This is a genomic window from Lysinibacillus sp. NPDC097868, from assembly GCF_044761135.1.
In the GTDB taxonomy this organism is placed as follows: Bacteria; Bacillota; Bacilli; order Bacillales_A; family Planococcaceae; genus Lysinibacillus.
Window position 1 is genome coordinate 30,156 of record NZ_JBIWBS010000002.1, and the last position, 16,375, is coordinate 46,530.

At 36.8% G+C, this 16,375-nt stretch carries 15 protein-coding genes; 8 read left to right on the top strand and 7 right to left on the bottom strand.

The window, feature by feature from the left end:
- Positions 1–728: 728 nt before the first annotated feature.
- Entirely contained in the window at positions 729–1,850 is a 1,122-nt protein-coding gene (locus tag ACIQXJ_RS14965) for a response regulator (RefSeq protein WP_403055521.1), read from the bottom strand.
- A gap of 409 nt (positions 1,851–2,259) precedes the next feature.
- Here ACIQXJ_RS14965 and ACIQXJ_RS14970 point away from each other — a divergent pair, with 409 nt between their 5' ends.
- Entirely contained in the window at positions 2,260–3,186 is a 927-nt protein-coding gene (locus ACIQXJ_RS14970; RefSeq protein ID WP_403055519.1) for a helix-turn-helix transcriptional regulator, read from the top strand.
- 84 nt (positions 3,187–3,270) lie between these two features.
- Positions 3,271–4,011: an effector binding domain-containing protein gene (locus tag ACIQXJ_RS14975; RefSeq protein WP_403055517.1), complete on the top strand. Its 741-nt coding sequence runs from the start codon at positions 3,271–3,273 to the stop codon at positions 4,009–4,011.
- A gap of 68 nt (positions 4,012–4,079) precedes the next feature.
- Here the strand turns inward: ACIQXJ_RS14975 and ACIQXJ_RS14980 are convergent, their stop codons facing one another.
- The 4 genes from ACIQXJ_RS14980 to ACIQXJ_RS14995 form a co-directional block, all read right to left on the bottom strand.
- The gene (locus ACIQXJ_RS14980; RefSeq protein ID WP_403055515.1) at positions 4,080–4,988 is read right to left on the bottom strand and encodes a cation diffusion facilitator family transporter; all 909 of its coding nucleotides are present in this window, start codon (positions 4,986–4,988) and stop codon (positions 4,080–4,082) included.
- A 75-nt stretch (positions 4,989–5,063) separates the two neighbouring features.
- Positions 5,064–6,407 carry a hemolysin family protein gene (locus ACIQXJ_RS14985; RefSeq protein WP_403055513.1) on the bottom strand — a complete coding sequence of 448 codons (1,344 nt, stop codon included), beginning with the start codon at positions 6,405–6,407 and terminating at the stop codon, positions 5,064–5,066.
- 424 nt (positions 6,408–6,831) lie between these two features.
- Complete coding sequence (locus ACIQXJ_RS14990; protein WP_403055511.1) at positions 6,832–7,242, bottom strand: hypothetical protein; 411 nt, start codon at positions 7,240–7,242, stop codon at positions 6,832–6,834.
- Between the two features lie 170 nt (positions 7,243–7,412).
- Positions 7,413–7,616 carry a YheE family protein gene (locus ACIQXJ_RS14995; RefSeq protein ID WP_340822414.1) on the bottom strand — a complete coding sequence of 68 codons (204 nt, stop codon included), beginning with the start codon at positions 7,614–7,616 and terminating at the stop codon, positions 7,413–7,415.
- Between the two features lie 222 nt (positions 7,617–7,838).
- On the opposite strand from ACIQXJ_RS14995, the gene ACIQXJ_RS15000 reads away from it, so the two are divergent.
- The 3 genes from ACIQXJ_RS15000 to ACIQXJ_RS15010 all read left to right on the top strand — a co-directional run bounded on the left by ACIQXJ_RS15000 (position 7,839) and on the right by ACIQXJ_RS15010 (position 10,144).
- Positions 7,839–8,981, top strand: a complete 1,143-nt coding sequence (locus ACIQXJ_RS15000; protein ID WP_403055509.1) for a DUF445 domain-containing protein — start codon at positions 7,839–7,841, stop codon at positions 8,979–8,981.
- Positions 8,982–8,999: 18 nt separating this feature from the next.
- Complete coding sequence (locus ACIQXJ_RS15005) at positions 9,000–9,344, top strand: YlbF family regulator (RefSeq protein ID WP_340822416.1); 345 nt, start codon at positions 9,000–9,002, stop codon at positions 9,342–9,344.
- Between the two features lie 137 nt (positions 9,345–9,481).
- Complete coding sequence (locus tag ACIQXJ_RS15010) at positions 9,482–10,144, top strand: ribonuclease H family protein (RefSeq protein ID WP_403055507.1); 663 nt, start codon at positions 9,482–9,484, stop codon at positions 10,142–10,144.
- A 55-nt stretch (positions 10,145–10,199) separates the two neighbouring features.
- On the opposite strand, the gene ACIQXJ_RS15015 is transcribed toward ACIQXJ_RS15010, so the two are convergent.
- Complete coding sequence (locus ACIQXJ_RS15015; protein WP_403055505.1) at positions 10,200–10,580, bottom strand: hypothetical protein; 381 nt, start codon at positions 10,578–10,580, stop codon at positions 10,200–10,202.
- 189 nt (positions 10,581–10,769) lie between these two features.
- Between ACIQXJ_RS15015 and ACIQXJ_RS15020 the strand changes: the two genes are divergently transcribed.
- On the top strand, positions 10,770–12,275 hold the full coding sequence (locus tag ACIQXJ_RS15020) for a coproporphyrinogen III oxidase (RefSeq protein ID WP_403055503.1): 1,506 nt from the start codon (positions 10,770–10,772) through the stop codon (positions 12,273–12,275).
- A gap of 273 nt (positions 12,276–12,548) precedes the next feature.
- Here ACIQXJ_RS15020 and ACIQXJ_RS15025 read toward each other — a convergent pair whose 3' ends face one another.
- A complete protein-coding gene (locus tag ACIQXJ_RS15025; protein ID WP_403055501.1) occupies positions 12,549–13,622 on the bottom strand; it encodes a CdaR family transcriptional regulator in 1,074 nt (357 codons plus the stop codon).
- Positions 13,623–13,827: 205 nt separating this feature from the next.
- Here ACIQXJ_RS15025 and ACIQXJ_RS15030 point away from each other — a divergent pair, with 205 nt between their 5' ends.
- Positions 13,828–14,967: a glycerate kinase gene (locus ACIQXJ_RS15030; protein ID WP_403055499.1), complete on the top strand. Its 1,140-nt coding sequence runs from the start codon at positions 13,828–13,830 to the stop codon at positions 14,965–14,967.
- Positions 14,968–16,314 carry a GntP family permease gene (locus ACIQXJ_RS15035; RefSeq protein WP_403055497.1) on the top strand — a complete coding sequence of 449 codons (1,347 nt, stop codon included), beginning with the start codon at positions 14,968–14,970 and terminating at the stop codon, positions 16,312–16,314.
- Positions 16,315–16,375 lie beyond the last annotated feature (61 nt).

A 16,375-nucleotide genomic window follows, 5' to 3' on the forward strand; every position in this document is an offset into this window, starting at 1 on the left:
GGATGAAGCCTTAGCTATTCTTACTTTTGCAATAAAAAAATTAGAAGAATGAACTAGTTGATGGTAGCGTAGGCGGTGACTCCTGCGGGAACAGCACGCAGCGTAAGACGCAACAAACCGTGCGTTAGCGAGGGTTGCGACTTACGGTGTGCCCCCGTGGAAAGCAACCGCCGTAGCGGACACCAACGGCATTGCAAAGCGTGTTAGATTGATGGCATTTTTCCCGCATGCAAAATGGATGAAGCCTTAGCTATTCTTACTTTTGCAATAAAAAAATTAGAAGAATGAACTAGTTGATGGTAGCGTAGGCGGTGACTCCTGCGGGAACAGCGCACAATGTAAGACGCAACAGACCGCGCGTTAGCGAGGGTTGCGACTTACGGTGTGCCCGCGGAAAGCACCGCCGTAGCGGACACCAACGACATTGCAAAAAAACGTGTTAGATTGATGGCATTTTTCCCGCATGCAAAATGGACGAAGCCTTAGCTATTCTTACTTTTGCAATAAAAAATTAGAAGAATGCACTAGTTGATGGTAGCGTAGGCGGTGACTCCTGCGGGAACAGCACGCAGCGTAAGACGCAACAGACCGCGCGTTAGCGAGGGTTGCGACTTACGGTGTGCCCGCGGAAAGCACCGCGTAGCGGACAGCAACGGCATAGTAAAAAGTGTTAGATTGATTGAAGTCAATCTAACACTTTTTCTCTTTTATGCCTCTTTCCAAGTAAATCATTGATTATGACTAAATAATTTGTTAGACATTTCTAGTAAAGTAGAACTCGGAGTGAGTGCTAAGTCTTCCTTTAGTTTTTGTTCATAGGTTAAAAAAATAGTGTATGCCTGTGTATGCAATCCTGCCTCGATTAACAGTTGCAAATATTGTTCAAGCTTAAGTTCATTATAAGGATCAAACTCTAATAAACGATTGAGATAGTCAATAGCTTTTTCCGTTTCGGTTCCTATGCTTGTTTGAAACCCTTTCTCTAATAACTCTATGTATGATTTAGTAAGCTTATCTCTATCTGAGGTAGCCCATTCATAATCATCAAATATGAGTAAGCCGTCCTTATAAATGGCAAGACATTGATTGATTAATGAAATCGGAGGAAAATCCGACTTCTTAAAATCACTAAAACAATCTTGGAATTCGTATAAATCACACAAAATATTAGGTTTCTCAAAAATATAATATTTGTTAGAAAATATTATACAGTTGGCGTAGCCCATATTATTTAATGTTTTTCTTAAATAAGATAGTGCTGTATGAAGATTAGATTTAGCACGAACATAATCTAAATTGGGCCAAAGAATTCCGATTAAAACATCCCGATGAATAGGCATGTTAGGGTGCAATATAAAATAAGCGAATAATTCTTTTGTTTTCTCAGTTTTGAAGGACACGAGACTATTGTTGCTATAGGTAGCAAATTGATTAAAGCATTGGACATTTAAAATCGTATTAGAGGTTTGTTGTACCAACTGCTGCATAGAAAATTCGTGTTCTATACGTGATACTGTTTTTTCTAAGCGCGCTTGGCTAATCGGTTTAAGTAAATAATCAAGTCCTCCAATTTCATATGCTTGGATTGCAAATTCTGAATACGAAGTTATAAATATAACAATTACATGTGGGCGATTGCTTTTTATAATATCAGCTACTTCAAGTCCATTCAGTTCATCAAGCTTTATTTCTAAAAATATTACTTCAAATTCCAGTGATGGAAGGCTATTTAAGAATAGCTTTACACTAGTGAAGGTTTTAGTAACCTCTATTTGTTGAAAGTTTTGTAGCTTATTTTGAAAATAGTGTAAAGCTAGAGGTTCATTGTCTATTAAAACGGCTCGAATCACATCAAAATCTCCTTTATACAATTAAATTGAAAACCATTAAACTCTAGTACATTGTTTTTGAAAAGGTCTCCCCATTATATAGAGGATAAAAGTTTTTTATGTAGTGTTAAGAGAATTGAAATAATTGTATAAGCGTTTATTATTAAACTATTTTGAAAAAAGAAAGTTACGATAGTTAAACTAGAAAATAGACTGAAGGGATTTAAAGTTTCTTATTTCTTATTTTGTAAAAACATTCTAATGAATGTATTATGTAATAGCCGTTATTATAGTACATTTGACTTAAAGAAAACTCAAAAGGTACTTAAAAAATACTTAAAAACAATAGTATATAAGTAATTGAAAATTACTTTGTTGTGGAAAAGTAGTGTGTGTTTTAAAAATATGTACAAAGTTGAGGGATTAGACAATGAAATTAGATCGTTTACTAACGATGACAATGATTTTAATTAATCGTAAAAAAGTAAAGGCTCAAGAATTGGCAGAGTTATTTGACGTATCAGTTCGTACAATTTACCGCGATGTTGAAACCCTAAGCTGTGCAGGGGTACCGGTTGTGAGTCAGCAAGGCGTAAATGGTGGGATAAGTTTAATTGATGGTTATAGAATGGATAAGCAAATTTTAACGAAGGAGGAACTAACCTCTCTGTCGATTGCTCTCAAAAGTGCCTTAACGTCATATGAGGATTCTCACGCCACAGCTGTTTTAGAAAAATTAACAGGGATAGCAGATGAGAAAGTGAAAAAATCGATTGATCATTTATTTGTTGACCTAAGCCCTTGGGGACAGAACGTTATATTAAAAGAACAAATAACCTTATTAAAAAGGGCAATCGAGGACGAGCATTGTGTCAGCTTCTTGTATTCAACTGCGCATGGGACGATGACAAAGCGCTTGATAGAGCCGCTTACTTTAGTACAGAAGGGTAAAGTATGGTATATATATGGTTATTGCACTTTAAGGAATGGTTTTCGCTTATTTAAAATCTCAAGAATGAAGGAGATAAAAGAAGAATTAATATGTTTTGAACGGAAGACAGTTCATTTAACAGAACTACCTTGGGATAAAGCTTGGCAACAACCGCACAACTTAGTGGAAATCACACTGTCATTTGATGAAACTATTCGAACATTAGTAGAAGAAACATTTGGAGCAGAACATATAGATAATGAAAAATCTATTGTGCAAGTTTCATTGCCTGAAGATGAATGGCTATATGGATTTTTGCTGAGCTTTGGGAATCGAATAAAGCTTATTGATCCCCCTTATTTAGTTGAAATTGTGCAAAGACGGGCTCAGGAAATTGTAGCATTATATGCAGAAAATAAAAGGTGATTTATTACTCTCAATTGATGACATACAGTTGTCAAGTTTGCTTTGTTATAGTGAAAACAAATGAACGAAGGGTGGATATAAATTATGCAAAGTTATTGCCAAAGCTGTGGAATGCCATTAGTGAATGCAAAAATGTTAGGAACAGAAAGAGATGGGCAGGTGTGTCAGGACTATTGCACATATTGCTACGAATTAGGAGAGTTCAAACAGCCAAATATAACTGTCAATGAAATGATTAACATATGTGTACCTCATTTAAAGGAAGAGGGCATGGCAGAAGAAGATGCCCGTCAAATGTTAGCTTCATTTTTACCTAGTTTAAAAAGATGGAGAACAGGCGATGTTAATCCTCCAGTTGTAAAAGAAAAACAAAGCTTTCAAATAGTAGGAATAGAAGCGCGCACAAATAATGCGAATGAAATTACTCCAACAGCGAAAATACCTCAATTATGGACAAGCTATTTTCAGCAAAATGTAGCTAGTCAACTGTCAACTCAAGTGAACGAGGGCGTTATGTATGGACTATATTCGGATTATGAAACAGATGTTAATGGAGATTATTCAATTACCCTTGGAGTGGAAGTATCAACTGACAAAGAAGTGCCAAATGGGATGTCTATAAAAACAGTTCCTGCCTCGAAATATTTAGTCTTTACTTCAGAAAAAGGGGCAATGCCAGAGATTGTAATCAAAGCTTGGCAAGATATATGGGCTTGGTTTGCAAACTCTGATGTAGAACGAACGTATACTGGCGACTTTGAACTATATGATGAACGATGCCAACCTACTGAGTCTCAGGTCGATATTTATATTGCAATTAAGTAAGTATGATAATAGTTAAACGCGAATTGCCTTGCGATGCGGCATAACGCAAAAAAGCCAGTCTCTTACCATCAAGTGGTAGGAGACTGGCTTTTGTTTGTAGGAGGCAAATCTTCGATGTGTGGTTCAATATGGACGAGCACCTGACAGAAACTATTTTCCCGCATAATTGTACGTTCAATTTCTTCTGTAATACGGTGGCTTTCAAAGACATTTAAATAAGGATTCACAGTCACTGTTACATCTATAAAGTACATATTTCCATGTGCGCGTCCTTTGAAATCTAGAAGTTCAATAACGCCGTCTACATTGCGAATTAGTACTGACAAAGTCTCGACTTCATCAATATCAAAGGCATCTGTAAGACTTTGAACAGCTTCCCAAAATATTTCTACGGCAGTTTTTAGTATAAGAAAAGCTACAACAAGAGCTGTCAATGTATCAATAATCGGGAAGCCGAAAATTGCACCGAATATCCCGATAGCTGTACCAATGCTGACAAGTGCATCTGAACGATTGTCGTAAGCGGCAGCTTTAACAGCAGCACTTCGTATTTTTTTTGATAGAGCTAAATTATAGCGATAAACAATATACATTACTACGGCACTCCCAATTGCAACAAATGCTGTTAACATGGATGGGGTTGTGCCAGTTGGCTCCCACAGTCCTCGTAAAGAAGCAATCAAAACTTGTAGGCCGACAACAAGCATAATGAAAGATGCAACAAGTGACGCAACAGTCTCAGCGCGTAGATGGCCATATTGGTGATTTGAATCTGGTGGTCTTTGGGCAATACGTAAGCCGATTAATACGGCAATAGATGCAATGATATCAGTTGTATTATTTAATCCATCTGCTTTTAAAGCTTCAGATGTTCCAATATAGCCAATTGTTAACTTTACTGAGCTCAGTATTAAGTAGGTAGCTATAGATAACCAAGCACCTTTTTCCCCTTGACGTAAATTTGTATAGAGCTCCATTTTGTTTCCTCCTCGCAAAACTTTCGGGCATTATAAAACGACCCCCTTATATGAAAGGGAGTCGTCTTAGCTGTGTTATTTATAGTCTTTCGATTCTTCGATGTCATTTGCTAAATCAAGTTCAGGTAATTTCAGAACTTCTAAGTATAATATGTGGTGACCGTCTAGTTCTTTAGCTGTGAATTCAAAACCTTGCACTTCAATGCTATCACCTTCAACAGCATCGAAACGCTTCGTCATGAACCAACCACCAATCGTATCGATATCATCATCTTCTATGTCAGTACCTAGCATATCATTGACGTTTTCTAGTAGCATTTTTGCATCTAAAATAAAATGATTTTCTGCAACTTCTTGTACTTCTGGGATTTCATCTTCATCGAACTCATCTTGAATGTCCCCGACAATTTCCTCGATAATATCTTCAATGGTTACAAGACCCGATGTTCCACCATACTCATCCATTAAAATAGCCATATGAATACGTTCACGTTGAATCTTGAGTAATAATTCATTAATTTGCGTTGTTTCCATGACGCGAATAATCGGTTGCATATAGTCAATCACTAATTTATCACCATTTGCTGGGTCTTTAATGTAAGCAGTTAATAAATGCTTCATATTGACTAATCCAATAATATGGTCTTTATCACCGTCGATAATTGGATAACGAGTATATTGTTCAACACCCAGTAAATCGAATACTTCTTTAATAGTAAGCTCTTTCTCGATTCCGACGATTTCAGTACGTGGCACCATGATTTCTTTTGCAAGGCGATCTGAGAACTCGAAGATACTGTTAACATATTCATATTCTGCGTTATTAATTTCTCCACCTTTTAAACTATCCGACAAAATCATACGCAATTCTTCTTCAGTATGCGCAACTTCTGATTCTGACATCATTTTAAGACCAAATAGACCTGTTAAACCACGAGCAGAGCCATTTAATAATTTAATGATTGGATACGTAATATTGTGGAATAAAATTAACGGACCAGACAAGTTTAATGTAACAAATTCTGCTTTTTGGATGGCTAAAGTTTTTGGCGCCAATTCCCCGATAACTACATGCATAAACGTTACAATTGAGAATGCAAGTATAAATGAAAGGATAGATGTTATGCTACCGTTCAGATTTAGAAACTCGAACACTGGATGTAAAATGATTTCAAACGTTGGTTCACCTAGCCACCCAAGTCCAAGTGCTGTAATTGTAATACCTAACTGACAAGCGGATAAGTACTCGTCTAAATCCGAGACAACACGTTTTGCATTTTTCGCTTTTTTATGGCCTTCTGCGACTAATTGATCTATGCGGGTAGTTCTTACTTTTACGATTGCAAATTCAGTTGCAACGAAAAATCCTGTCATTATGATTAGTAGGGCGAATGCCGCCAACCTTATGGTTATTTCCAATATGTCTCCGTCCAAATAATTCCTTTGTCCCCGCCCGAATGAGGGAAGTAAACAAAGTGTACACCTCCTATGATTTAAAAAATTGTTGGATGTTTTAATCATAAGTTATTTATAACTAAAACACAAATATTGACAACGACTTTTTTATACTATTTTTAGAAGGCATAGCTTTTAAAAAAATGGATATTATCTAGATGACAAATGATTGAAAATCGATATGCATTATGCTAACTTTATATGGAGCAAGGATAGTTTATTTAGAGAAAGAAGCATTTGCATCTCATATAAAACGACACGTCAAAAATCTCAAGAGTGCTTTACTTGTGGATTTTTTTAAATGAATTATTTTTAATATGCAACAAAAAGAGGTTGTCCCAATTATAGGAGACAGCCTCTTTTTTGCGTCAATATGTATCGAAAAAAATTATTGTTGAAAGCGTAACTTAAGACAAGCCTTTTCCACATCATGCACAGATTCCTTTAAAGGGATTGCGTCTGTAAAAGTTGAGATGGTGATAGGTGCTTTTTCTGTCAGCCCTTGTTGTGTAAGGATATAATGATTGCCATTATAAATTAAGTACATTTGTTTACTAGCACGTTTTCCGATTCCAGTTGGGGATTCAAAAATAGCTTTTAATTGGCTGCAATACTCACTGTAAAAATTACTACTAAAGCCAGATAGTACTTCAAATTTTTTACTATCGATAGTATTTGCCTCATCGACTAACCCAAATATTTTTGCCGAAAATTCAGAAAAAAGTTCTTTTACTTTTGCACGAATTAATGCTTTTGAATTATAGTTGTTTAAGTCATCCGAAAGTGGGACTTTACTCATTGAAATAGCCTCCTGCATAAAAAACATTTAGAAATAAATTCATTTATTAAATGTATAAGAAAAATACAGGAATATCAATATAAACAAGCACTTTTCGTATAATAGCAGTGATTTTTCTAGTAAATATTAGGTATTTTTAAGTGGGTCAAAGCAAAAAAATATCGATATTTTTAGTCATAAATATGGAAAAGCATAAGTTCGTGAATCATTTTTTTAACATCTTCTTCATCCGGAGGAATAGGTCCAATCCATTGAATGACTCCATCCTTTAAATATTCTGCAGCATAGCGTTCACGTTGATAGAAAAACGAAATGGCCCATCCAGGAAGCTGTGTATTTTCAAATAAAGGTTTAAAGCTAAAATGCTGAATCATATACAAACCCCATTTCTAATTATATGTATTTAATATTATTCAAGGATAGCGGTAATTTTGCAACTAAACAATTTGTCATTGTTTAAAGAATAGGTACAATTATGCTTTGTCGTAATTAAATGGAGGGTATTTCTTTCGTTGGATTTCATTGCTCTGCTATAATGAGTCCAATAGGCGACAAAATACGCCAAATGTGAATACGATTGAAATGAGTGGATGCTAATGGACAATTTTATAGTGACATTAATATTTATGGCCATCATCGGTGCTGCAATCGGAGGTATAACAAATCATCTTGCAATTAAAATGCTTTTTCGACCTCATGAAGCAATCTATATTAAAAATTGGCGCGTGCCCTTTACACCGGGTCTTATTCCAAAAAGACGTGATGAATTAGCGAAACAGCTTGGCCTAACAGTTGTAAATTATCTACTGACACCTGAGACCTTTAGGAAAAAGTTTTTTTCCAAGGACATTCAAGATAAAGTAGAGCAATTTGTACAAACAAAGGTAGAAGATACATTCTTTACGGATGATAAAACGATTCAAGATTGGTTATCTTTAGCTGGTTTCTCCAATATGCCCGCTACAATCGAACAAAAGGTAGAGCTAATTGTAGCCGGACAATTTGAATCAGTTAAGAATACATTATCAACGAGAGCAATTCGTACACTGTTATCGGAGGACATTCAAAATACGATTGATGCTAAAATTCCAGTAGCAGTCGGACATATTTTAGAGAAAGGTGAAGATTATTTTTTATCGCCAGCTGGTGAAATGACGATTAAGGCGATGATTGATGACTTTTTATCGTCAAAAGGATCACTTGGCGGTATGATTAATATGTTTTTAGGTGATTCCTCGTCACTTATGGGCAAAGTACAACGCGAGCTTGTGAAGTTTATACAGGCTCCTGGAACAACAGCACTACTAACGAACATTTTCACACAGGAGTGGGAAAAATTAAAGGATCGTCCAGCAATGGATTATTTAGGGGATATTGACTTTGAACCGATATTAGCAAATTTACAAAGCTATGTAAAAGATCAATTAGCAGTTGCAGAACGCTTACAGCATCCTATTTCATATTACTGGCCTAACGGTAGTACGTGGATGAGGGAAACAGTAGTGCCTCAAATGATCGAAAAAGCATTTGATAGAGCAGAAGACAAATTAGAAGATGTGTTAAAACGCTTAAATTTACAAGAAATAGTACGTGAACAAGTTGATTCGTTCCCAGTATCAAAACTTGAAGAGCTTGTCCTTGGTATTTCGAAGCGTGAATTTAAAATGATTACTGTTCTTGGTGCAGTTCTTGGTGGACTAATTGGTATTGTGCAAGGTTTAATCGTCTACTTTATTTAGAAAGGGGAAAAAGAAATAATGGTTAATATTTATAATGAAATTAATGCTTTGGAGGCAACTTTCCGCAAAACGGCGGAATTTAAAACATTAGAAGAAGCAGTAGCAGTAGTCAAGGCGGATGAGGATGCAATAAAGCTATTTCAAAACTTCCGTAAGATTCAAATAGATTTACAGCAAAAACAAATGGCTGGGGAAGATTTACAGGAAGATGAACTACTCTATGCTCAAAAAACAGCACAGCTCGCGCAACAAAATGAGAAAATTGTAGCGATGCTTGAAGCAGAGATGAAGCTAAGTGGCGTTATCGAAGAAGTAAACCGTATTTTAGTAAAACCTATTCAATCGTTGTACGAGGGCATGTAAGTAAGCGTGTTTATCAGCAATACACCGTTAAATGTTTTGTAAGGAATAAATAAACGAATATTTGCACATATAACAAAGTAAGAAGGAAAACGTGTCTCGGCTATTCGAGACACGTTTTCACTTATGGAGGGAATGTCATGCATGTTTTAATTGAATGGACGTATAAAACACCAAAGGGTGCAGGGACGGTTTTACGATCAGAAGAAATGCCAGCAGCTCAAGCATTATTATTGGCGGAGGATATGGAACGTACAGGACGTGTCAAATCGCTACAATTTCTTGATCGACAAGATACGAACTGGTCTATAAAGGAGCTAAAGGCATATCTAAAAGAAGTTGATACGGAACCTCACAATATTACTGTCTATTTTGATGGAGGCTTTGACCGTGCAACTACACAGTCAGGACTTGGGTGTGCCATTTATTATGAGCAAAATGGTAAACCCTATAGGCTAAGAAAAAATGCCTTTTCCGCGGAGCTCAAATCAAACAATGAGGCTGAATATGCAGCCCTTTATTTAGGTTTAGTGGAGCTTGAATTATTAAATGCTCATCATTTGCCGATAAGCATTATTGGGGATTCACAAGTAGTAATTAATCAGCTAAATGGGGAATGGCCTGCATTGGAGAAGGATTTAGCAGGTTGGGCGGACAAAATTGACGCGAAATTAAGTGAGCTAAGCCTTCGACCCGACTATAAGCTTATTTCGAGGAAAGAGAATGCAGAAGCAGATAGACTGGCAACACAAGCATTAAACGGAATTGATATTACAGGGCTGAGTGAACTGATAAAGGAATAATAGTGAAAGGGGGGCGTCCAATACTACAGACGCCTCCCTTTTATTTACACTTGTCCTATGAAAAAAGCTGTTTATGAGTCATAAATTTAGGATATTTTTTGGCAAACTGCTGTAAGCTTTGCTTGAAATGAAATGTATTCATAAAGTTTTGTGCTAATCGTAATTCATCAGAGTATAAAAGGATATGGTGGAAATGTTGTTGAATAAAGTTTCTTGCATGTTTATAATGCTCGTTGATAGAGATAGCGCCATACATTTCTTGGTGATTAATAATATAAATAAAATCGCAAAGGACCTTTTGACCGCGATATTTTAAAAATATGGTGACATACAATGTCTTTTCGTCACAACGTTGTAAATCAAAATGATGGAAGGCTACTTCTAATTGCTGAATAAAGCTAGAAACAGAAGGAAAGTTTTCTTTTATTACAACCACTATCAACACCACCTTTACTAAAAATTATATGTATAATTAAATAATTTGTCTATAATTAGTCTAAATATTCTGTCAATAATAACTTGCAAATAGTAGCTTTGCTTAAACTTATAAAAATTTGTTAAACTATTGAGGCAATCATTAATTTAGTAATGTACATTGGAATATTGAAAGAAGAGAGCGAAAACAATGAAAATTATTCAAATAGATCAAAAATATCCTGAGGATTGGATTCGCGTATTAAATCATATTGCGAATTTATTTTTTGAGGATTCGAAGTTAAGTACGACTGCGCAGGAGGCGGATATGTCCGTTGCCTTCAACTACCGAGTTGATGAAAATTTTTCTATCTATACGAGAGCGGTGCTAGAGGTAGATGATAAGCGTTATACGAGTGATTACCATATTGATTATGAGGTAGAGGCAGTTGGTCGTGAGCAAAATATTCGAATGAAACGTGCACTATCGCACGTGTTTTTAGATGTGCTAGAGCAGCATACTGGGATGCATCAGCAATGGGGTATTTTAACAGGTGTGCGCCCAACAAAGCTCTATCATAAATTCCGCCAGGCAGGTTTGGATGATATAAAAATTGCTGAAGTGCTCGTACGTGACTTCCGATTGTCTGAGGAAAAGGTAGCACTGTTGAAGGAGATTGTAGCTCGTCAGCTCGTCACTATTCCTGACTTAGATAATATTGGGAAGGAAATTAGTATTTATATTGGCATTCCATTCTGTCCAACAAAATGTGCATATTGTACTTTCCCTGCTTATGCGATTGGTAGTAACCGTAAGCAAGGTCGTGTAGAGACATTTTTAGATGGTCTGCACATTGAATTACGTGAGATGGGTAAGTGGCTGACAGAAAATAATATGAAAATCACTTCAATTTATTGGGGTGGCGGTACACCAACTTCAATCGAGGCACATGAAATGGATGCATTGTATCAAACAATGTTTGACGCCTTCCCGAACCCAGAAACGATTCGGGAGGTAACGGTTGAAGCAGGTCGTCCGGATACAATTACACCCGAGAAATTAGCTGTACTGAAAAAATGGGGTATTGATCGTATTAGTGTTAATCCGCAATCTTATACAGATGAAACATTAAAAGCAATTGGACGCCATCATACGGTGCAAGAAACGATTGATAAGTTTTGGTTAGCACGCGAATCTGGTATGAATAACATTAATATGGATTTAATTATTGGTTTGCCAAATGAAGGGACGGAAGAGTTCCAACATTCATTAGAGGAATCTGCAAAAATGCAACCAGAGTCATTAACAGTACACACATTATCCTTTAAACGTGCATCCGAAATGACGCGCAATAAAGATAAATACAAGGTGGCAGATCGTGATACGGTCGCACAAATGATGCAGATGGCGCAAGTATGGACGAAGGAAAATGATTATGTTCCTTACTATCTATATCGTCAAAAAAATATTTTAGGTAATTTAGAAAATGTAGGCTACAGTAAAGCGGGCGAAGAAAGCATATATAATATTGTTATTATGGAGGAAGTGCAGACTATCTTAGGTATTGGTTGTGGAGCATCTTCAAAATTTGTTCATCCTGAGACAGGGAAGATTACACAATTCTATAATCCAAAAGATCCTGCAGCTTACATCATGACGTTTGAAGACGCAATTGGCAAAAAAATTGAGCTATTAAATGAATTATATAATGCTTAAAGGGCAAAAGAGTAAAGTGTTAGATTGACTGCAAATCAATCTGACACTTTTTTGGTGTGACGTTGATGTCCGCTACGGCTGATGCTTTCCGCGGGCACACCGTAAGCCGCAACCCTCGCTAACGCGCGGCTTGTTGCGTCTTACTAAGCATGCGTTCCCGCAGTAGTCACCGCCTACGCTACCATCAACATGTAAAATTGTTTGAGTGCCTGTCACCACCATCCGAAATCGCCGAATCGCCGGTAAATCTTTGTCAACATTGCCGTAAATGATTTACCGTAAAGTGCAGGCCATTTTTAAGATGACAGCATCCTCAAAATATTGTGGATCGTAGCCTGTAAGCTCTCGAATTTTATTTAATCGATAGGTAAGTGTGTGACGGTGAATATTAAGTTGTTGTGCACAAAGCTTCAGTTGCAAATTACAATCAAAAAAGGTTTGCAACGTTTCGAGTTGTTTAGCATTCATATTTTTTAGAACGCGATTTTGGAATGCTTGTACTTCCTCGGAATCTCTCTTTTTAAAAAGAGAAAATAACTCGACATCTTCAAAAAACGTAATTTCTTTATTAATAAAGGCAAATTCAAGTGCTGTTTTAGCACCGTTATAGCAATGTGGAAGTTGTGCTAAATTGGGTACAGTTGGTCCTACACCAATTTGTAATGAAGGTAGTTTGTGCTTTTTTTTCCGTAATGCTTTCATCATTTGCTGCTTTTGCTGTTCATCGTAGTTTGTTAGTAAAATATAATATTCTTGTAGTTGGCTATGACCAGAAAGAACAGATTGCTTATAAAATAAATCCTCAAAAAACAGAGGGAGGCTATTTTCCGCAGATGACGGTGCATCCAAGCTAAGTAATACAATTTGAAATGGTGCTTCTAAAGTGAACGGAAGCTTTTGAATGCGTTCTTGTAAGGCAGCGTCTATCTTACTACCATGCACCAACGCTTCGAATATGTAATCGTTATTTTTACGTTGCCACTCACTTTTCGATTCCACAATAGCTTGATGTGTCATGATTTCAGTTGTTAGTTGAACGAGATTGGCAATTTCTAAAATTTCCTCAGAATCGCCTGTAATGCCGATAACTCCAAGGACCTCATCCTGATACATAATCGGCATATTGATGCCAGGTTTTGTATTTGGATAGGCATCAATATTTTCCCCATTAATGATGAGTGTCTCTTTCGTTTTTGCCACGTAAAGAGCGCCTTCGTGAATATTTTCAACTCTCATTTTATCACCTGAAGCTAAAATAACTCCGGTTGGACTAATAACATTAATGTTGCGACGTAAACGTAACATTGTTTGATGTACTATTTCTTCTGCTAATTTTTTTGTTAACATGCTTATACACCTCGCATAAATAAACCTCTGTTATATGACAGTTAATTTGTACATTCATTATAATGTTTTCTGAATTTATTGTCATTATAATAATTTGTAAGCGCTTAACTTAAAGTAGAAGAAATTTCTTGTATGCGATAAAACTATATCGTCTGACAGCTGAGCACCAACGTAAATATGAATGGATGTAAAGTGGGGGTATAACATGAAAGTCATAATTTGTCCGGATTCTTTTAAAGGTACTTTGTCTGCATTTGAAGTAGCAAATGCGATGCAGGAAGGAATCTTGGATGCTAATCAATCGATTGAAACAGTTATTTTACCAGTGGCAGACGGTGGAGAAGGTACGTTAGAATCACTCATTGCTTCAACAGGGGGGAAGTATATTTCAGAAAATGTGCTTGATCCGTTAGGCAGAACAATCAAAGCAAAATTTGGTGTGCTTGGGGATGATGAAACCTGTGTTATCGAAATGGCACAGGCATCTGGTATTACGCTGTTGCAGGACAGTGAAAAAAACCCTGAGCTTGCATCAACCTATGGGACAGGTCAGTTAATAAAGACTGCACTTAATAAAGGGTTTCGTAAATTTATTATTGGAATAGGTGGCAGTGCAACAAACGATGCTGGTATTGGTCTATTAAGGGCACTAGGCTTGCAATTTAGAAAAGATGATGGGACTCCCATTGCGAATGGCGTATCAGCATTGCTAGATTTAGCATCGATTGATAATAGTCAACTTGATGCACGATTGTCTGAAGCAACATTTACAATTGCATGTGACGTGGATAATCCATTGATTGGAGAGCGCGGAGCTACAGCCATTTTTGGTCCGCAAAAGGGTGTCAAAGAGCATGAAATTACTTATTTTGATAATTGCTTAAAGCAATTTGCAGATATTGTGGAAACGCAATTTCATATTCGATTACATGATTATAAAGGGGCAGGTGCTGCTGGAGGTGTAGGTGGCGCATTAATTGCCTTTTTAAATGGCACTTTTCATGCAGGTATAGATATTGTTATAGATGCTGTACAGTTAAAAAAACATTTGAAAGATGCACAAATTGTTCTTACTGGTGAAGGTAAATCGGATCGTCAAACGTTACATGGAAAGGCGCCATTGGGGGTGGCGATGGCTGCAAAAACAACAAACACACAGGCTGTGTTATTGTCTGGAGTCATTGATGAAGAAGATAAGCCTGTTTTGCACAATTATTTTGCTGTTGTGGAATCACTAGTAGATGAATCGACTACTGTCCAGCAAGCAATGCAAGAGCCTTATCATTTGATTCGCCTAAAAACGAAAAAAATAATTGAGAATTATGTAAATATGGGGGATGAGTAAATGTTGTTCGTTATTATTTTAATAGGGGTATTATTTGTTGTAGTCGGAACAGCAAAGCTAAAGCTTCATCCGTTTCTAGCACTATTAATTAGTGCATTTTTTGTAGGCATTGCTTCTGGTATGCCATTATTAACTGTTGTTGAAAGTATAAATACTGGATTTGGAGGCTTAATGACAAGCATTGGTTTAGTCATTATAGCTGGAACAATCATCGGGTTAATTTTAGAAAAATCAGGGGCTGCCTATCGAATGGCAGAAGTTGTATTGCGAATCGTTGGTCCAAAGCGTCCACAATTAGCTATGTCTTTAATCGGCTATATCGTATCTATTCCAGTTTTCTGTGATTCAGGATTTATTATTTTATCGAGTTTACAAAAATCATTAGCAAAGCGCGCAAATGTTACGATTGCCTCGATGGCTGTTGCATTGGCAACAGGGCTCTTTGCTACACACGTTTTAGTACCGCCAACACCAGGGCCGATAGCAGCGGCTGGTAATATTGGGGCGGCAGATTATTTAGGAACTGTGATTGTTATTGGATTGTTAGTAGCAATTCCAGCGACATTTGTAGGCTATTTATGGTCAGTTAAAGTAGCAACGAAAATTCGTGTGCCTGAAGATGACTTAGAGGCATTGGATTATGAAGAAATTATTAAATCATTTGGTAAAATGCCTTCAACGTTTAAATCATTTTTACCGATTGTGCTTCCAATTATGTTAATCGGTCTAGGATCAATCGCAGCATTAGTTGGGGATAGTGAAGCTACATTTAATATGATTTTACGTTTTTTAGGGTCACCCACAGTTGCCTTATTTTTAGGTGTTGCAGCAGCGATGTTATTATTACCTGAAATCAGTGAAAAAACATTAACTGGTTGGATTGGTGACAGCTTAAAAGAGGCTGCTCCGATTTTATTAATTACTGGAGCGGGCGGCTCTTTTGGAACGGTTATTAAAAATGCTGGCGTTGGTGAAATGTTGCAAGAGATGGATTTAGGTATGTTTGCAACTGGAGGTCTTTTCCTAGTTGTACCATTTATCGTAGCAGCTGCGTTAAAAACAGCACAAGGTTCTTCAACAACAGCATTAGTTATTACGTCTTCACTAGTAGCTCCGATGCTTATTACGCTTGGCATTGAAGGCGCTGTTCCTCTAGCATTAGTTGTTATGGCAATCGGTGCAGGAGCCATGACGGTTAGTCACGTGAATGATAGCTTTTTCTGGGTTATTACGCAATACAGTGGGATGGAAGTTACGCAAGCCTATAAAGCACAAACTGTTGCGACACTATTGCAGGGGCTTGTTACAATTGTAATTACAATGATTTTGTGGTGGGTACTAGTTTAACCTGCTTCAGTAGAAGGTTTCGAATTTTTGTTAGCCGCAATTGGATTGAGTAGAAACAGAG